We start from the raw sequence: 17,685 nt of genomic DNA, 5'->3' as shown, positions 1-17,685 counted from the left end.
TCTCCGGTTCAGTGTGTTCGTTATAGGTTGGTGCAGGCCACGACTTCTTCGAGCGAAGTGAGGCCCTGCATGACTTTGCGAAGGCCGGACTGGCGCAGCGAGCGCACGCCTTCGGCTTCGGATTGGTTCGCGATGTCCAGTGCGCTGCCATCGCGCAGGATGATTTCCTGGATGGCTTCCGAAATCGGCATCACCTGGTAGATGCCGACCCGGCCCTTGTAGCCGCCGCTGCAGGCGGCGCATCCGACCGGGCGGTAGGGCTTCCAGGTGCCGTTGATGTCTTCCTCATTGAAGCCGGCTTCGAGCAGGGCTTCACGCGGGATATCGATCGGCGCGCGGCACAGCATGCACAGCCGGCGCGCGAGGCGTTGCGCGGTGATCAGGATCACGCTCGACGCGATGTTGAACGGTGCGATGCCCATGTTGCGCATGCGCGTGAGGGTGGTTGGGGCGTCGTTGGTGTGCAGCGTCGACAGCACCAGGTGACCGGTCTGCGCGGCCTTGATCGAGATGTCGGCGGTTTCGAGGTCGCGGATTTCGCCGACCATGATGATGTCGGGATCCTGCCGCAGGAAGGCACGCAGCGCCGCCGCGAAGGTGAGGCCGGCCTTCTCGTTGACGTTGACCTGGTTGACGCCAGGCAGGTTGATTTCCGACGGATCTTCCGCCGTCGCGATGTTGACGCCCGGCTGGTTGAGCAGGTTCAGGCAGGTGTACAGCGACACGGTCTTGCCCGAACCCGTGGGGCCGGTCACCAGCACCATGCCATAGGGGCGACCGATGGCGTGGAGCAGTCGTTCCTTTTCGTCGGCGTCGTAGCCCAGGGCATCGATGCCCATGCGCGCGCTGCTCGGGTCCAGGATACGCACGACGATCTTCTCGCCGAACAGCGTGGGCAGCGTGCTCACGCGGAAGTCGATCACGCGGTCGGGACCGATCTTGAGCTTCATGCGGCCGTCTTGCGGCACGCGTTTTTCCGAGATGTCGAGCCGGGAAATGACCTTGATGCGCGAGGCCAGCTTGTCCTTGATGACCGTGGGCGGGGAGGCGATTTCGCGCAGTTCGCCGTCGACCCGGAAGCGCACCCGGTAGTGGTGTTCGTAGGGCTCGAAGTGGATGTCCGAGGCCCGCATGCTCACGGCGTCGAGCAGCATCTTGTGCAGGAAGCGCACCACAGGTGCGTCTTCGACCTCGGCGATGGCCTGTTCGTTGGCGTCACCCGAGGTGTCGGCCGTGACATCGTCGAACTCGAATTCGGCGCCGACGATGCTGTTGATGGACTCCGCCGCGCTGACCGCAGCGGCCTCGATCATGCGAGAGAGCTTGTCGTACTCCGCAATGACCCAGTCCACGCCCATCTGCGAGGCGAACTTGATTTTTTCAGCAGCCTGTTGGTCCGATGGGTCGGCCGTTGCGACGATCAGGCGGTTGTTGCGCTTGCTGAGAACGACGATGCGGTACGCATGGCAGAGCTTCGGATCGAGCAGGTCCTTGGGCAGGCGCTGGTGATCGATGGCATCGAGGTCGAGCAGTGGGGCGCCGAAAGCGCTTGACAGGGTGTGGGCGAGGTCTGCGGCCGAGACGGCACCGGTGCCGGTCAATTCGGCGATGAAGCTCGTGCGCCCGCTCAGTGACTTCTGGTAGATATCTTCGGCTGATTTCGCTGCAAGCTTGCCGGCGGACACCAAGGCGCGCGCCAAGCCGGGAAGGGCGATCTGCGTAGTTTCTTTAACGGGAATTTCGGCAGCGGCCATTCAGCGAATGCAAAAGATGTGAAAAAGTGCTTCACGATCATCGCTGAACACGCCTGTGCTGTAAATCGTTACACAGCAACAGGAGCTGACATTAACTGGACCAGTCGAGAAAAACTGGTCGGGGTGAGAGGATTCGAACCTCCGGCCTCTACGTCCCGAACGTAGCGCTCTACCAGGCTAAGCTACACCCCGATTGGTTGCAAAAATGAAATCGTCCTAGAGGTCAACTCTGGTGAGGTGTTCAGGCACGTCGCTCAAGCAACTGAGCCGCTAATTGTAGCAAACCTGAAGCGTGCAAATTCGACGGAAGGTCGCGCAATGCATGAATTGCGCGTTCGGCCTCTGCCGCGGCCGCTGCACGCGAGGCTTCCAGCGCGCCCGTTTCGCGAACGATCTCGACGATTTTTCCCAGCTGGGCAGTGTCGCCGGCCTCGATGGCGGCGCGCACCAGCGCGCTCTGTTCGGGCGTGCCGCGCTGCATGGCGAAGATCAGCGGCAAGGTCGTCTTGCCTTCGCGCAGGTCGTCGCCGACGTTCTTTCCGGTTTCCTGGGCGTCGCCCGCGTAGTCGAGCACGTCGTCGATCACCTGGAAGGCGGTGCCCAGTGCTTGCCCGTAAGTGGCGCAGGCCTCTTCGACTTCGGGCGTGGTGCCGGCCAGCACGGCTGCCAGCCGGGTGCTCGCCTCGAAGAGTTTGGCGGTCTTGGAGCGGATCACGCGCAGATACGCCGCTTCGTCCAGCGAGGCGTCGTGCATGTTCATCAGTTGCAGCACTTCACCTTCCGCAATCACGTTGGTCGCTTCGGCCAAGATCTGCATGATGCGCATGTTGTTTGCATCCAACATCATCTGGAAGGCGCGCGAGTACAGGAAGTCGCCCACCAGCACGCTGGCGGGGTTGCCGAAGGATTCGTTGGCGGTGGCGCGGCCCCGGCGCAGGGTCGATTCGTCGACCACGTCGTCGTGCAGCAGGGTGGCGGTGTGGATGAACTCCACCACGGCCGCCAGATTGAAGCGTTGGTCGCCGGTGTAGCCGAGTGCGCCTGCCATGAGCAGCAGCAGCGCCGGCCGCAGCCGCTTGCCGCCCGCCGAGATGATGTATTGCGAAACCTGGCTGACCAGCGGGACGCCGGTGTTGAGGCGCTGGGCGATCACACGGTCGACTTCGACCATGTCGCCGGCAATCAGGTCCAGCACGGTGGCGGTGGGGGAGGTGTCGGCGGCGGGAACTGGCAAAGCGAAGGCGCGGGGCGCTGCGAAGATGAGGGCGGCCCTGGGGGCCGGAACGCCGGAATTATAGGGAGCCGTGCACGAATCCCAGGCGTGTCTCAGAGTCGGGGTGGTGAGCGATCGCAAACCGCGCTATAATCTTGGGCTCTGCGGAATTCGCTGCGGGGACTCATTTCTAAGAGGTTTACATGTACGCGGTCATAAAAACCGGCGGCAAGCAATATCGCGTTGCTTCCGGCGAAAAAATTAAAGTAGAACAGATTGCTGCGGACGTAGGCCAGGAAATCGTGATCGACCAGGTTCTGGCTGTCGGAAACGGCGCTGAAATCAAGGTTGGTACGCCCCTGGTGTCCGGCGCAACGGTGACAGTCACAGTACTGTCGCACGGCAAGCACGACAAGGTCGGCATCTTCAAGATGCGCCGTCGCAAGCACTATCAGAAACGTCAAGGCCATCGCCAGCAGTTCACCGAACTGCAAATCGGCGCGATCGCCGGCTAAGGAGCACATTCCATGGCACAGAAAAAAGGCGGCGGCTCCACGCGAAACGGGCGCGATTCCAAGCCCAAGATGCTCGGCGTGAAGGCCTTCGGCGGCGAACTGATCAGCGCAGGCTCGATCATCGTGCGCCAGCGCGGCACCCAGTTCCACCCCGGCGTGAACGTCGGCGTGGGCAAGGACCACACGCTCTTCGCCCTGGTCGACGGCCACGTGTCGTTCGGTCACAAGGGTGCGCTGAACAAGCACATGGTCAACGTGACGCCCGCGGCCTAAGCCCCGCAGTCACTTCGATCTTTCCGAGGCCCCGCATTGCCGGGGCTTCTTCATTTGTAAACTGGACATCCCATGAAGTTCGTCGACGAAGCCTTCATCGACATCGCCGCGGGCGATGGCGGCAACGGCTGCGTGTCGTTCCGTCATGAGAAGTACAAGGAGTTCGGCGGCCCCAACGGCGGCGACGGCGGCCGTGGCGGCCACGTGTTCGCGGTGGCCGACTCGAACCTCAACACCTTGGTCGACTTCCGCTACTCGCGCCGGCACGAAGCCAAGCGCGGCGAGCACGGCATGGGCTCCGACATGTTCGGCGCCGCGGGCGATGACATCGTGCTCCGGATGCCGGTCGGCACGATCATCACCGACGCCGAAACCGGCGAGGTTCTGTACGAGATGCTGACGGAAGGTGAGGTCGTCACCATCGCCAAGGGCGGTGACGGCGGTTTCGGCAACATGCGCTTCAAGAGCGCGATCAACCGTGCGCCGCGCCAGAAGACGCCCGGCTGGCCCGGTGAGAAGAAGAGCCTCAAGCTCGAGCTCAAGGTGCTGGCCGATGTGGGCCTGCTGGGCATGCCCAACGCGGGCAAGTCGACCCTGATCAGCGCCATCTCGAATGCCCGTCCCCGTATCGCGGACTACCCCTTCACCACGCTGCACCCCAACCTGGGTGTGGTGCGCGTCGGCCCGGAGCAAAGCTTCGTGGTCGCCGACCTGCCCGGGCTGATCGAAGGCGCATCCGAAGGCGCCGGCCTCGGTCACCTGTTCCTGCGGCACCTGCAGCGCACGCGCCTGCTGCTGCATGTGGTCGATATGGCACCGTTCGACGATGCCGTTGACCCGGTCGCCCAGGCCAAGGCCATCGTGGGCGAACTGAAGAAGTACGATGCCGCGCTCTACGACAAGCCGCGCTGGCTGGTGCTGAACAAGCTCGACATGGTGCCTGGCGACGAGCGCGCGGCACTGGTCAAGGACTTCGTCAAGCGGCTGCGTTTCAAGGGCCCGGTCTTCGAGATTTCGGCGCTCACGCGCGAGGGCTGCGAGCACCTGATCAAGGCCGTGTACCAGCAGGTCAAGGCGCAGCAGGTGGCCGAGCACGAAACCGTCGTGGTTGATCCGCGCTTCGTTCCGCTGCCGCCCGAAGAAAACTGAGGGCGTTGCGGCGCCTTCGGTGCTGCAAAATGGATAGCAAGCAGCGCAGGCTGCATCCCTGAAACACGCCTTCTTCCTTCATGACCTCGAATTCCGGTTCCACTGCCTTGCGGGATGCCCGCCGTATCGTCGTCAAGGTGGGCTCCAGCCTCGTGACCAACGAGGGGCGCGGCCTCGACGAAGCAGCCATCGGCGAGTGGTGCCGGCAACTGGCGCAGCTGGTGCGCGACGGGCGCGAAGTGGTGATGGTGTCGAGCGGCGCCATCGCTGAAGGCATGAAGCGCCTGGGCTGGAAGACCCGGCCGCACGAGATCCACGAACTGCAGGCGGCAGCCGCCGTCGGGCAGATGGGCCTGGCCCAGATGTACGAGACCAAGCTGCGTGAGAACCAGATCGGCAGCGCGCAGGTGCTGCTGACGCACGCCGACCTCGCGGACCGCGAACGCTACCTCAACGCACGCTCGACCCTCGTCACCTTGCTGCGCCTGGGCGTGGTGCCGGTGATCAACGAGAACGACACCGTCGTCAACGACGAGATCAAGTTCGGCGACAACGACACGCTGGGCGCGCTGGTCGCCAACCTGGTCGAGGCCGACGCCCTGATCATCCTGACCGACCAGAAGGGCCTGTACACGGCCGACCCACGCAAGGACCCCGACGCCAAGTTCGTGCACGAAGCCGCTGCCGGCGACCCGGCGCTCGAAGCCATGGCCGGCGGCGCCGGCTCGAGCATCGGGCGGGGCGGCATGATCACCAAGATCCTCGCGGCCAAGCGCGCGGCGGGTTCCGGTGCTTCCACGGTCATCGCCTGGGGTCGCGAAGCCGATGCGCTGTTGCGGCTCACGCGTGGCGAATCCATCGGCACGCTGCTGGTGGCGCAGACCGCCAAGCACCAGGCGCGCAAGCGCTGGATGGCCGATCACCTGCAACTGCGTGGTGCCGTCATCGTCGACGCCGGCGCGGCTGCGAAGGTGCGCGGCGAAGGCAAGAGCCTGTTGCCGATCGGCATGACGGGCGTGTCGGGTGAGTTCTCGCGCGGCGACGTGATCGCGGTGCGCGACGTCGACGGCGTCGAGCTGGCCCGTGGATTGGCCAATTATTCGAGCGTGGAGGCCCGGCTGCTGTGCCGCAAGCCTTCGGCCGAGTTCGAGCGGCTGCTGGGCTACGCGGCCGAGCCGGAGATGGTGCACCGCGACAACATGGTGCTGATGCCGGGTTGATCTTCAGGGCGGGGCGCCGTGCCCCGCCACCGCCTCAGGGCAGTTCGCGCAGCGGATTGCGGATGTTCTGCACCATCTCTGTGACCGAGCTGCGCGGCGCGTTGCCGCGGCACAGGCCCTGGGTCGCCAGCGCCGGCACGTAGCTGGAGTTCATGTCCCTCACGCGCTTCCATTCGGGCGACTTCGTTTCCTGCCAGGCACCGTTGTTGAAGCGGGCATAGCTCTTCATCTCTGCTGTCGAGCAGCGCACGCCTTCATAGAACGCATTGACGGCGCCGCCGGCCCGGTTCTGTGCCACCACCACGTAGCGCACGATGCCGTCCTTCGTGATGGCGATGGTGTTCGGGTCGACGCCAAACTTCAGTGTCATGTAGGGCGGCATCGCGATCGGTAGCAGACGGCTTTCGCTGAAGGTCGGCGGTGGCGGCACCGCGGTTTCTTCCCACTCCTTGTCCTGCTCGGTGCTCTTGGGCGCCGGTGGCATGCCAGTCTGGGCCCAGTCGGGGTTGTCGGTGTCGTAGCCGCGGGAGGCGCAGGCGGCCAGCAGGCTGACGCAGGCGATGACGAGCGCACGCTCAGCGTGGCGTCGGGAAAGAAGAAGACGCGCTGTTCTTGGGAGGAGGTTCATCGCTCGCAGAAGGAAGGTCGGGATGCGGATCGAAGCTGCCGCCGGGCGGCAGGTCGAGGCCCGCAGGTGCTCCATGGTCCAGCGTGTGGCGCTCGAATTCTCGGGCGCGCACATTGCTGCGCAGGAAGCGGTTGCGGAAATCCTGCCGGGGCAGGTAGCGAGCAAGCTCGGTAAGCGCCATCTCGTAGACGCCGCGCTTGAACTCGACGACCACGTCGAGCGGGACCCAGTAGTCATGCCAGCGCCAAGCGTCGAATTCGGGATGGTCGGTGGCACGCAGGTTGAGATCCCAATCGTGGCCGACAAGTTGCAGCAGATACCAGATCTGCTTCTGGCCTTTGTAGTGGCCCCGTGCGTCACGGCGGATGAACCGATCCGGCACCTCGTAGCGCAACCAGTCGCGGGTACGGGCCACGATGCGCACATGCTCCGGGTGGAGCCCGACTTCCTCGTGCAGTTCCCGGAACATGGCTTGCTCGGGACTTTCGCCACGGTCGATGCCGCCTTGCGGAAACTGCCAGGAATGCGTGCGTATGCGCTTGCCCCAGAAAACCTGGTTTCTCTGGTTGAGCAGGATGATGCCGACGTTGGGCCTGAAGCCGTCCCGGTCGAGCATAATCAAACCCCAATTTTTGAACTGAGTCGATTATGCATGCCGGGTTGCCCTCGGCAAGCGACCGGTTCCGGGCTCTCAGGGTCTCTCCGGGGTGCCTGTCTCCCTCCTCACTTCGAACCCACCTGCGCGATCCCGATGAAAGCTTCCCGATTTTTTGTCTCCACCCTGAAGGAAGCGCCCGCTGACGCCGAGGTCGCGAGCCATCGGCTCATGATGCGCGCCGGCATGATCAAGAAGCTCGGCACGGGCATCTACACGTACATGCCCATGGGCCTGCGCGTGATCCGCAAGGTCGAGGCGATCGTGCGCGAGGAAATGAACCGCGCCGGCGCCGTCGAGCTCACGATGCCCGTGGTGCAGCCGGCCGAGTTCTGGCAGGAGACCGGCCGCTTCGAGAAGATGGGCCCTGAGCTCTTGCGCATCAAGGACCGCCACGACCGCGACTTCGTGATCCAGCCGACCAGCGAAGAAGTGGTGACCGACATCGCGCGCCAGGAAATCCGCAGCTACAAGCAGCTGCCGAAGAATTTCTACCAGATCCAGACCAAGTTCCGCGACGAGCGCCGTCCGCGCTTCGGCCTGATGCGCGGGCGCGAGTTCATCATGAAGGACGCCTACAGCTTCGACCGCGACCTCGACGCGGCCAAGGCCAGCTACCAGGTGATGGCTCAGGCCTACCGCAACATCTTCGACCGTTTCGGCCTGCGCTACCGCGCCGTGGCGGCCGACAGCGGCGCCATCGGCGGCGACCTGAGCGAAGAGTTCCAGGTGATCGCCGCCACCGGCGAAGACGCCATCGTCTACTGCCCCGACAGCAATTACGCCGCCAACATGGAAAAGGCCGAGGCGCTGGCCCCGGCCGGCCCGCGTCCCGCCGCCGCCAACGCGCTCGAGAAGACGCCCACGCCCGGCAAGAGCACCTGCGCCGACGTGGCCGAGCTGCTCGGCGTGCCGTTGGCCACCACGGTCAAGTCGCTGGTGCTGGCCACCGACATCCTCGACGATGCCGGCAACATCAAGGGCGCGCAAATCTGGCTGCTGCTGCTGCGCGGCGACCACGACATGAACGAGATCAAGGTCAGCAAGCTGCCCGGCCTGGACAAGGGCTTCCGCTTCGCCACCACCGCCGAGATCGACGAGCACTTCGGATGCAAGCCGGGCTACCTCGGCCCGCTGAACCTCAAGAAGCCCGTCAAGCTCGTCGCCGACCGCGAGGCCGCCGTGCTGGCCGACTGGATCACTGGCGCCAACGAGATCGACTTCCACATGACCGGCGTCAACTGGGGCCGTGACCTGCCCGAGCCCGACCTGGTCGCCGACCTGCGCAACGTGGTCGCCGGCGACGCCTCGCCCGACGGCAAGGGCGTGCTGGCCATCGAGCGCGGCATCGAAGTGGGCCACGTCTTCGTGCTGGGCACCAAGTACAGCAAGGACATGAACGCCACCTACCTCGACGAAGGCGGCAAGCCGCAGTTCCTCGAGATGGGTTGCTACGGCATCGGCATCACGCGCCTGCCGGCCGCCGCCATCGAACAGAACCACGACGAGCGCGGCATCATCTGGCCCGACGCGCTGGCACCGTTCACCGTGGTGGTCTGCCCGATCGGCATGGACCGCAGCCCCGAGGTCAAGGTCGCGGCCGAAGCGCTCTACGAAGAGCTGCTGGCCAAGGGTGTCGACGTGCTGCTCGACGACCGCGGCGAGCGCCCGGGCGCGATGTTCGCCGACTGGGAACTGATCGGCGTGCCGCACCGCGTGGTCATCTCCGACCGCGGCCTCAAGGAAGGCCAGCTCGAGTACCAGGGCCGGCGCGACACCGCCGCCACCAAGGTGCCCGCGGCCGGCATTGCCGACTTCATCGCCGGCAAGCTCGCGGCATGAGCGTGGCGGGGGGCCTTTCGCGACGCAGCTGCCTGTTAGGTGTGGGCAGCGCTGCGGCAGGCGCCCTGACGGTTCTGTCGCTGCCGCAAACGGCCTGGGCCGGTGCGCAGATCGAAGAGCCGCTGATCGACTCGGTGCGCACCGCGCTGAGTTCGGCCATCCACAACAAGGCGCCGCCGGTGCCGCAGTTTGCCGACACCGAGGCCCGCCTCGCGTACCTGCGGTGGCTCGGCGAGATGAGCGAACGCCTGCGCAAGAAGGTGGCCGATGCGTCCACGCGCATCGAGTTCCTGCAGACCGTCTGGTACGAGGCCAAGCGCTCGGGGCTCGACGTGAGCCTGGTGCTGGGCCTGATCCAGGTCGAGAGCAACTTCCGCAAGTTCGCGGTCTCCAGTGCGGGCGCGCGCGGCTACATGCAGGTGATGCCGTTCTGGACCCGCGTGATCGGCGACAGCGACTCCGCCAAGCTGTTCCACATGCAGACCAACCTGCGCTTCGGCTGCGTGATCCTGCGCCACTACCTCGACCGCGAGAAGGGCGACCTGTTCATGACGCTGGGCCGCTACAACGGCAGCCGGGGCCGGGCGCCGTACCCGGACGCCGTGTTCGCGAACCAGCGGCTTTGGGCGTACGCCGACAAGGACCGCGAGCGCGACCGCTCGGCCGCCTGAACACTGTCGCTCAGTCGGCGACCACGGCCTTCGCGGTGGCCGAGCCCCTGGTGACCATCACCTGGTCGATGCGGTAGCTGTCGACGTCCATCACCTCGAAGGTGTAGCCGCCCCAGGTCACGCTGTCCGTGCGCTTGGGCACGCGACGCAGCATCACCATCAGGAAGCCGGCCAGCGTCTCGTATTCCTCGGCATGCGGCAGTTCGTCGATGTGCAGCGCGCGTTGCACGTCCTGGATCGGTGTGATGCCGTCGATCAGCCACGAGTTCTCGTCGCGCTTCACGATCTGTTCTTCTTCGGGCGTCGAGGTCGACACCAGGTCGCCCATCACCGTGCTCATCACGTCGTTGAGCGTGATCACGCCCACCACCAGGCTGTACTCGTTGACGATGATCGCGAAGTCTTCGCGCGCCTGCTGGAACTGCTCGAGCACCTCGGTGAGCGAGAGCCGGTCGGGAATCACCAGCGCCTTGTGCAGCGTCAGGCCCTGGTCGAAGGCCAGCGGCTGGCCGCTGAGCACGCGCTGGAACATGTCCTTGGCGTCCACGTAACCCAGCACGTGGTCGATGTCGCCGTCGCACACCGGGTAGGCCGAGAACGGCTCGGCCACGATGCGCGCACGCAGCACTGACTCGGGGTCGTCGTGCAGGAACCAGGCGATGCTCTCGCGTGCGGTCATCACGCTGCTGACGAGGCGCGTTTCCAGCTCGAACACGTTGGCGATCACTTGCTGCTCGCGCGCCGCCAGCACGCCGGCCTGTGCGCCGGCTTCCGTCATGGCGAGGATGTCGGCCGAGGTGATCTTGTCGTCGCGCGCCATCGGCATGCCCAGCACCTTGAACAAGAGGTCGGTTGCGCGCGTGAAGAACCACACCAGCGGCTTGAAGGCGGTGATCAGCAACAGCATCGGCCCGACGATGCGCACGGCAAGCCGCTCGGGCGCGCTCATGCCCAGGCGCTTGGGGAACAGATCGGCGAACACCAGGAACACCGCGATCACGATCACGAACGAGCACAGGAAGGCGATGTTGGCCGCGAGTTCCACGTTCAGCCAGTTCTCGAAGAAGCGGGCGAAATATGGGCTCAGCGAACCTTCGCCGACCACGCCGCCGAGGATCGCCACCGCATTCAGGCCGATCTGCACCACGGTGAAGTAGTGGCCCGGCTGCTCCTGCACGCGCAGCACCTTTTCCGCGCGCGGGTCGCCCTCGTCGGCCATCTGGCGCAGACGCAGGCGGCGCGAGGCGGCCAGGCAGATTTCGGCGAGGGAGAAGAAGGCGCTCATCGCGATCAGCAGCGCGATGATGAGCAGGCTTTGGGTGAGAGTCATGGCGGCACGTTGTAGACCGCCATGGTGCCATGACTGGCACCGGGTTCGGGCGCGCGCGGGGCGCGGCGCCCGTCAAACAGGGCGCGGAAGGCTCAGGCGGACGCGCCGCCGCCGATCACCTGCTGCAGCTCGCCCGACTCGTACATCTCCATCATGATGTCCGAGCCGCCCACGAATTCGCCCTTCACGTAGAGCTGGGGGATGGTGGGCCAGTTGCTGTATTCCTTGATGCCCTGGCGGATGCCGTCGTCTTCGAGCACGTTGACGGTCTTGAGCGCCTTGGTGTCGACACCCACGGCCTTGAGGATCTGGATGGCGCGGCCCGAGAAGCCGCACATCGGGAAGCTGGCGTTGCCCTTCATGAAGAGCACGAGTTCGTTGGATTTGACGAGGTCGTCGATGCGTTGTTGAGCGTCGGACATGGGGACTCCTGAAGAAAAGTGGGCTGGGGGATTATTTCACCGTGCGCCAGATGCCGCCGGAGCAGCGCGCGATGCCGGCGAGGTCGTCACGGCTTTGCACTTCGGCGAAGCCGCGGGCGGCCAGCAGTTGGCGCACGGCCTCGGCCTGGTCGTGGCCGTGCTCCAGCAGCAGCCAGCCGCCGTCGGTCAGGTGGGCCGGGGCGTCGCGCACGATCTGGCGGATGTCGTCCAGGCCGTCGGCGCCCGCGACCAGCGCGCGGGTGGGCTCGTGGCGCAACGCGGGCAGGTGCGGGTCGCCGGCGGCGATGTACGGCGGGTTGCTGGCGATGACCGCGTAGCCGTCGGCAGCGCCGTCGAGCCAGCTCGATTCGGTGAAGCGCACCGGCAGGCCCAGGCGCTGTGCGTTGGCGCAGGCCACCGCGAGGGCGTCGGCGCTGGCATCGACCGCGTCGACCTGCGCGTCGGGGCGCGCGTGCTGCAGCGCCAGCGCGATCGCGCCGCTGCCCGTGCCGAGGTCGAGCACGCGCGGGGCGGGGCGACCATCGAGGCAGGCCAGGGCCCATTCGACCAGCGTCTCGGTGTCGGGGCGCGGCACCAGCACGCGGGCATCGACTTGCAGCTGCAGGCCGTGGAATTCCTTCTCGCCCAGCAGGTAGGCGACCGGCTCGCCCGCCGTGCGGCGTGACAACTGGCGCGCGAACGCGGGCCAGGCCTCGCCGGGAAACGGGTCGGTGTCGTGCGCGAGCAGCCAGGCGCGGTCGTTCACGGGACGGCCCAGCGCGTGCAGCAGCAGCAGCTGGGCGTCGAGGCGGTCGATGCCCAGGGCCATGGCCGCGGCCAGTGCCTGCGCCACGGTGGAGGGTGCGGAGGCTTCGGTCATCACGCCGGCAGGCTCAATTCCAGCTCGGCCAGCTGCTCGGCCTCGCGCGCGGCGCGCAGCGCCTCGAGCACGTCGCCCAGGTCGCCTTCCATGATGGCGAGCAGCTTGTAGAGCGTGAGGTTGATGCGGTGGTCGGTGAGCCGGCCCTGCGGGAAGTTGTAGGTGCGGATGCGGTCCGAGCGGTCGCCGCTGCCGATCAGGCCCTTGCGCATGGCGGCGTCCTTGGCGGCGCGCTCGCTGCGCTCCTTTTCCTGGATGCGCGCCGACAGCACCTGCAGCGCTTTGGCCTTGTTGCGGTGCTGGCTGCGGTCGTCCTGGCACTCGGCCACGATGCCGGTCGGGATGTGCGTGATGCGCACGGCCGAGTCGGTCTTGTTGATGTGCTGGCCGCCGGCGCCGCTGGCGCGGTAGGTGTCGATGCGCAGGTCGGCCGGGTTGATCTGCACCGCCACGGTCTCGTCGGGCTCGGCCAGCACGGCGACGGTGCAGGCGCTGGTGTGGATGCGCCCTTGCGTCTCGGTGGCCGGCACGCGCTGCACGCGGTGGCCGCCCGACTCGAAGCGCAGGTGGCCGAAGACGTCGTCGCCCACGATGCGGATCACCACTTCCTTGTAGCCGCCGAGCTCGCTCTCGCTTTCGCTCACCACCTCGCAGCGCCAGCCGGCGCGCTCGCAGTAGCGCGTGTACATGCGCAGCAGGTCGCCCGCGAACAGCGCCGACTCGTCGCCACCCGTGCCGGCGCGGATTTCCATGAAGGCGTTGCGCGCGTCGTCCGGGTCCTTGGGCAGCAGCAGGCGCTGCAGCTCGTCTTCGAGCTGCTCCAGCTCGGCCTCGGCACCGGCGATTTCTTCCCTGGCCATCTCGGCCATGTCGGGGTCGTCGAGCATTTCCTTCGCGCCCGCGATGTCGGCTTCGCGCTGCTTGAAGCGCTCATAGCGGCCGGCGATCTGCGTGACCTCGGCGTGCTCGCGCGAGATGGTGCGGTACTGCGCCATGTCGCTCATGATGTCTTCGCGCGAGAGCAGGAAGTCGAGCTCGCCCAGGCGTTGGACGTAGCGTTCGAGTTGGTGGCGCAGAAAGGATTTCACGACGGAAGGGGCTCGAAAAATGGGGAGGGGAACGCCGCAGTGCAGCGGCAGGGCGCATGGAGACCGCGGCCCGCGCGACGAGCGGGGCCATCGACGCGCGTCGTCGCTAACGCTCTTTGCGCAAGAACAGGCGCGAGAGCGTCTGCGCCGTCTGTTCGCGCGAGGCGGCATCGCCCGCGTGAAGCTCGGCCATGGCGCCGTGCATCATCTTCTGCGTGAGGCCGCGCGACATGGCTTCGAGCACCGCGTCAATCGATTCGCCCTTGGCGAGCAGCTTGCGCGCACGGGCCATCTCGGTGGCGCGCCATTCGTCGGCCTGCGCGTTGAGCTGCTGGATCAGCGGCACGGTGCCGCGCTGGCCCAGCCAGTGCATGAAGCTCTGCACACCGGCGTCGATGATGACTTCGGCCTGCGCCACGGCGGCCTGGCGGTTGGCTTGGCCCTGCTGCACGACCTGGGCGAGGTCGTCCACGGTGTACAGGTAGATGTCTTCGAGGGCCTTCACCTCGGGTTCGATATCGCGCGGCACGGCCAGGTCGACCATGAACATCGGGCGGTGCTTGCGCGCCTTGAGCGCGCGCTCCACGGCGCCCAGGCCGATGATCGGCAGCGTGCTCGCGGTGCAGCTGATGACGATGTCGAACTCGGCCAGCCGCGCCGGCAGGTCGGCCAGGCGCATGGCTTCGCCGCCGAAGCGCGAGGCCAGCTTTTCGCCGCGCTCCAGCGTGCGGTTGGCGATGGCGATGGCCTTGGGCTCCTTGGCCGCGAAGTGCGTGGCCGCGAGGTCGATCATTTCGCCCGCGCCGACGAACAGCACGCGGGTCTTGCGCAGGTCTTCGAACAGCTGGCCGGCCAGGCGCACGGCGGCGGCGGCCATGCTGATCGAATGGGCGCCGATCTCGGTGGCGGTGCGCACTTCCTTGGCGACCGCGAACGAGCGCTGGAACAGCTGGTTGAGCGTGCTGCCGAGCGCGCCGGCGGTTTCGGCCGCGCGCACGGCGTCTTTCATCTGGCCGAGGATCTGGGCCTCGCCGAGCACCATGGAGTCGAGCCCGCTGGCCACGCGGAAGGCATGGCGCGCGGCTTCGTCGTCGTGCAGGGTGTAGGCGTGCGAGCGCAGCAGGGCGGGGGCCACGCCGCCGCTCTGGGCCAGCCAGCCGAAGGTGTGGTCGAGCGCGATGTGCTCGGAGGCGCAATAAATCTCGGTGCGGTTGCAGGTCGAGATGATCGCGGCCTCGACCTGCGGGTGGCTGCTGTTGCCGGCGAAAGAGCTGCGCAGGCTGTGCAGCGTCGGGGCGATCTGGTCGAGCGCGAACGCGAAACGACCGCGCAGATCGAGCGGCGCGGTCGTGTGGTTCAAGCCGAGAGCCCAGACTGACATGTCCATGATTATAAAATCAGCAGCCGGGCGAGGTTTGCCGAGGGGCAAATGGCTTTCCCTATGACAGCCATATGCGCCGCCACATGGCCTTGCGCTCACTCACAGCCCCTCATGGACCTGCTGGACCTCTTCAACCACCTGCTTAATTTTGCGGCACCTGCGGCTTTCATTGCCTTGGTGCTGGTGGCGGTCGGGCGCTTTCTCGGCGGCCCGCGCACCGGCATCCCGCACTGGTGGAAGCAATGGGCGATCACCTTCGGGGCCGGCCTGCTGACCTCGCTGGCCGGGCTGATCGTCACGGGCCGCGACGGCTCGATGGCCACCTATGCCGCGCTGGCGGTGGTCTGCGGCACCGTGCAGTGGCTCGCGATGCGCGGCTGGGGCCGCTGAGCCGACCTGTTCAGTCCAGCCGGCGGGCCATGTAGACCGACTGCCCGGGGTAGGTCGCCAGCCGGGCTTGCTGCAGGTCGTCGGCCGGCACCGTGGCCGCATAGCCCTGGCGCTCCCAAAACCCCACCGAAGCCTGCACCGACACCAGCGTCGAATGCCGCCAGCCCGCGCGCAGCGCGTGGGCCCAGGCGTGGCGCACGAGGCGCGGCCCCAGGCCCAGCCCCGAGGCCTCGGGGTGCACGGCCAGGTCGTGCAGGTACAGCGCGTCGGCGTCGGGCGCCACCTCGAAGTCGCCGTGCAACGGCGTGAGCTTGCCGCGCTGCGAGGGGTAGGCCGCCAGGTAGGCCCGCACGGCACCGCCGTGCTCGGCCACCCAGCCGGTGTGCGGCGAGGCCGCCAGCCGCCGCGCGATGAGCACGCCGTCCTCCACGAACCCCGCGCCGTAGCAGGCCAGCTGGATCGCCAGCACCGCGTCGAGGTCGTCCGCACGCATGTCGCGCACGAGGGGAGGGGAAAGCGTCGCGTCCATCAGGCCAGCAGCAGCTTGTCGTCGTCCAGCTTCTCGCCGCGCGTCTGCTCGAACATGCGCAGCAGGTCTGGCACGTCCAGGCCCGCGCGCTGGTCGCCGGCCACGTCGAGGATCACCTGGCCTTCGTGCAGCATCACGGTGCGCGAACCGTAGTCCAGCGCCTGGCGCATGCTGTGCGTGACCATCATCGCGGTGAGCTGGCTGCCTTCGACGATCTTGGCCGTCAGCTCCAGCACGAAGGCCGCAGTCTTCGGGTCGAGCGCAGCGGTGTGCTCGTCCAGCAGCAGGATGCGCGAGGGCCGCAGCGAGGCCATCAGCAGGCTCACGGCCTGGCGCTGGCCACCCGAGAGCAGGCCGATGCGGTCGGCCAGGCGGTTTTCCAGGCCCAGCTTCAGGATCGACAGCTTCTCGCGGAACAGCTCACGCAGGTTGCGGTTGAGCGAGAAGCCGAAGCCACGTCGCTCGCCGCGCTTCCACGCCAACGCCATGTTCTCCTCGATGGTCAGCGCCTCGCAGGTGCCGGCCATCGGGTCCTGGAACACGCGCGCCACCATGCCCGAGCGCTGCCAGGCGTTCAGGCGGGTCACGTCCTTGCCGTCGATCTCCAGGCGGCCCTTGTCGACCATCAGGTCGCCGCTGATCGCGTTGAGGAAGGTCGACTTGCCCGCGCCGTTCGAGCCGATCACGGTGACGAACTGGCCGGTGGGAATGTCCAGGCTCAGGCCGCGCAGCACGCGGTTTTCGATCGGCGTGCCCGGGTTGAAGGTGATTTCGAGTTGTTGGGCGCGCAGCATCAGTTCTTCCCCTTGAAGAGTCCGCCCAGCTTGCGCTTGTAGGCGGGCACCAGCAGCGCGAACGCCACGAGCACGGCGGTGACCAGGTTCAGGTCCTGCGCCTGCAGGCCCATGAAGTCGGTGTTCAGCGCCATCGCGATGAAGAAGCGGTACAGCAGCGCGCCCAGCACGCAGGCCAGCGTGGTGATGACCATGCTGCGCGCGGGCAGCAGGGTCTCGCCGATGATCACGGCGGCCAGGCCGATCACGATCGTGCCCACGCCCATCGAGATGTCGGCCGTGCCCTGGCTCTGCGCGAACAGCGCGCCGGCCAGCGCCACCAGCGCGTTGGAGAGCGCCAGGCCCGCCATGGTCTGGAAGTCGGTCGAGATGCCCTGGGCCCGCGCCATGCGCGCGTTGCCGCCGGTGGCGCGCATCGCGAGGCCCGCTTCGGAGGCAAAGAACAGGTCGACCACGATCTTCGCGGCGATCACGATGATCAGCAGCAACAGCGGCTTGGCCCACTGCTCGGGCATGCCGCCGAAGCTGACCATGCTGAACACGGTGGGTTCGGTGATGAGCGCCACGTTGGGCTTGCCCATCACGCGCAGGTTGATGGAGTACAGCGCGATCATCACCAGGATGCTCGCGAGCAGCTGCATGATCTTCAGCTTGACGTTGAGCCAGGCCGTGAGCCAGCCCGAGGCGGCGCCGGCCACGCAGGCCACGGCCGTGGCGGCGGCGGGGTTCCAGCCCGCGACGATCAGCGTCGCGGCCACGGCGGCGCCCAGCGGAAAGCTGCCGTCCACCGTGAGGTCGGGAAAGTTGATGATGCGAAACGACATGAAGACGCCCAGCGCGACCAGTCCGAAAATCAGACCGATCTCGATGGCGCCCAGCGAAGCAATGAGGGACATGGGGGCTTCCGGCGGGAGCGCAGTCGGCGGGCCCCGGCGCCCGGCCTGCGCCGGG

The 17,685-nt window shown here is 66.7% G+C and carries 19 protein-coding genes and 1 tRNA gene; 7 read left to right on the top strand and 13 right to left on the bottom strand.

The features are described 5' to 3' along the window. Positions 1–20: 20 nt before the first annotated feature. The 3 genes from pilB to AC07Q9_RS05070 form a co-directional block, all read right to left on the bottom strand. Positions 21–1,754: a type IV-A pilus assembly ATPase PilB gene (gene pilB / locus AC07Q9_RS05080; protein WP_495301050.1), complete on the bottom strand. Its 1,734-nt coding sequence runs from the start codon at positions 1,752–1,754 to the stop codon at positions 21–23. Between the two features lie 115 nt (positions 1,755–1,869). Further along, positions 1,870–1,946, bottom strand: a tRNA-Pro gene (locus AC07Q9_RS05075). 49 nt (positions 1,947–1,995) lie between these two features. After that, positions 1,996–2,988: a polyprenyl synthetase family protein gene (locus AC07Q9_RS05070; RefSeq protein WP_062474516.1), complete on the bottom strand. Its 993-nt coding sequence runs from the start codon at positions 2,986–2,988 to the stop codon at positions 1,996–1,998. A 182-nt stretch (positions 2,989–3,170) separates the two neighbouring features. Here AC07Q9_RS05070 and rplU point away from each other — a divergent pair, with 182 nt between their 5' ends. From rplU to proB, 4 genes are all read left to right on the top strand, one after another. Next, positions 3,171–3,482 (top strand): 50S ribosomal protein L21, encoded by a 312-nt coding sequence (gene rplU, locus AC07Q9_RS05065; RefSeq protein ID WP_042578903.1) that lies wholly within the window; start codon positions 3,171–3,173, stop codon positions 3,480–3,482. Between the two features lie 12 nt (positions 3,483–3,494). After that, complete coding sequence (rpmA, locus tag AC07Q9_RS05060; protein ID WP_013543198.1) at positions 3,495–3,755, top strand: 50S ribosomal protein L27; 261 nt, start codon at positions 3,495–3,497, stop codon at positions 3,753–3,755. 72 nt (positions 3,756–3,827) lie between these two features. Continuing rightward, positions 3,828–4,904, top strand: a complete 1,077-nt coding sequence (gene cgtA / locus AC07Q9_RS05055; RefSeq protein WP_307696280.1) for an Obg family GTPase CgtA — start codon at positions 3,828–3,830, stop codon at positions 4,902–4,904. 80 nt (positions 4,905–4,984) lie between these two features. After that, a complete protein-coding gene (gene proB, locus AC07Q9_RS05050) occupies positions 4,985–6,124 on the top strand; it encodes a glutamate 5-kinase (RefSeq protein ID WP_489059791.1) in 1,140 nt (379 codons plus the stop codon). Positions 6,125–6,158: 34 nt separating this feature from the next. Here proB and AC07Q9_RS05045 read toward each other — a convergent pair whose 3' ends face one another. Further along, the gene (locus tag AC07Q9_RS05045) at positions 6,159–6,752 is read right to left on the bottom strand and encodes a CNP1-like family protein (RefSeq protein ID WP_495307758.1); all 594 of its coding nucleotides are present in this window, start codon (positions 6,750–6,752) and stop codon (positions 6,159–6,161) included. After that, entirely contained in the window at positions 6,700–7,368 is a 669-nt protein-coding gene (locus tag AC07Q9_RS05040; RefSeq protein ID WP_495308223.1) for an RNA pyrophosphohydrolase, read from the bottom strand. The genes AC07Q9_RS05045 and AC07Q9_RS05040 overlap by 53 nt, the downstream gene beginning before the upstream one ends. 135 nt (positions 7,369–7,503) lie before the next feature. Between AC07Q9_RS05040 and AC07Q9_RS05035 the strand changes: the two genes are divergently transcribed. Further along, positions 7,504–9,249 (top strand): proline--tRNA ligase, encoded by a 1,746-nt coding sequence (locus AC07Q9_RS05035; RefSeq protein WP_495307757.1) that lies wholly within the window; start codon positions 7,504–7,506, stop codon positions 9,247–9,249. Then, entirely contained in the window at positions 9,246–9,920 is a 675-nt protein-coding gene (locus tag AC07Q9_RS05030; protein ID WP_495307755.1) for a lytic transglycosylase domain-containing protein, read from the top strand. Before AC07Q9_RS05035 ends, AC07Q9_RS05030 begins: the two co-directional genes overlap by 4 nt. A 10-nt stretch (positions 9,921–9,930) precedes the next feature. Here AC07Q9_RS05030 and paeA read toward each other — a convergent pair whose 3' ends face one another. From paeA to hemA, 5 genes are all read right to left on the bottom strand, one after another. Continuing rightward, positions 9,931–11,250 (bottom strand): polyamine export protein PaeA, encoded by a 1,320-nt coding sequence (gene paeA / locus AC07Q9_RS05025; protein WP_495307751.1) that lies wholly within the window; start codon positions 11,248–11,250, stop codon positions 9,931–9,933. A gap of 92 nt (positions 11,251–11,342) precedes the next feature. After that, positions 11,343–11,672 (bottom strand): Grx4 family monothiol glutaredoxin, encoded by a 330-nt coding sequence (gene grxD / locus AC07Q9_RS05020; RefSeq protein ID WP_056578246.1) that lies wholly within the window; start codon positions 11,670–11,672, stop codon positions 11,343–11,345. A 31-nt stretch (positions 11,673–11,703) separates the two neighbouring features. Next, entirely contained in the window at positions 11,704–12,552 is an 849-nt protein-coding gene (prmC, locus tag AC07Q9_RS05015; RefSeq protein WP_495307749.1) for a peptide chain release factor N(5)-glutamine methyltransferase, read from the bottom strand. After that, complete coding sequence (gene prfA, locus AC07Q9_RS05010; RefSeq protein ID WP_495307746.1) at positions 12,552–13,640, bottom strand: peptide chain release factor 1; 1,089 nt, start codon at positions 13,638–13,640, stop codon at positions 12,552–12,554. Before prfA ends, prmC begins: the two co-directional genes overlap by 1 nt. Before the next feature lie 106 nt (positions 13,641–13,746). Further along, positions 13,747–15,021, bottom strand: coding sequence for a glutamyl-tRNA reductase (gene hemA / locus AC07Q9_RS05005; RefSeq protein WP_062474496.1), 1,275 nt, complete (start codon positions 15,019–15,021; stop codon positions 13,747–13,749). Between the two features lie 111 nt (positions 15,022–15,132). Here hemA and AC07Q9_RS05000 point away from each other — a divergent pair, with 111 nt between their 5' ends. Continuing rightward, positions 15,133–15,411, top strand: a complete 279-nt coding sequence (locus AC07Q9_RS05000) for a hypothetical protein (protein ID WP_495307743.1) — start codon at positions 15,133–15,135, stop codon at positions 15,409–15,411. A gap of 10 nt (positions 15,412–15,421) precedes the next feature. On the opposite strand, the gene AC07Q9_RS04995 is transcribed toward AC07Q9_RS05000, so the two are convergent. The 3 genes from AC07Q9_RS04995 to AC07Q9_RS04985 are packed head-to-tail and all read right to left on the bottom strand — an operon-like array spanning position 15,422 to position 17,630. Further along, positions 15,422–15,940, bottom strand: coding sequence for a GNAT family N-acetyltransferase (locus tag AC07Q9_RS04995; RefSeq protein ID WP_495307741.1), 519 nt, complete (start codon positions 15,938–15,940; stop codon positions 15,422–15,424). Then, the gene (locus AC07Q9_RS04990) at positions 15,940–16,734 is read right to left on the bottom strand and encodes an ABC transporter ATP-binding protein (protein WP_192193320.1); all 795 of its coding nucleotides are present in this window, start codon (positions 16,732–16,734) and stop codon (positions 15,940–15,942) included. The genes AC07Q9_RS04995 and AC07Q9_RS04990 overlap by 1 nt, the downstream gene beginning before the upstream one ends. After that, positions 16,734–17,630: an ABC transporter permease gene (locus AC07Q9_RS04985; protein WP_062474491.1), complete on the bottom strand. Its 897-nt coding sequence runs from the start codon at positions 17,628–17,630 to the stop codon at positions 16,734–16,736. The genes AC07Q9_RS04990 and AC07Q9_RS04985 overlap by 1 nt, the downstream gene beginning before the upstream one ends. Between the last annotated feature and the right edge of the window lie 55 nt (positions 17,631–17,685).

This window comes from Variovorax sp. GW821-FHT09A10 (assembly GCF_059418385.1).
This window is presented reverse-complemented; position numbering and strand designations above follow the sequence as displayed.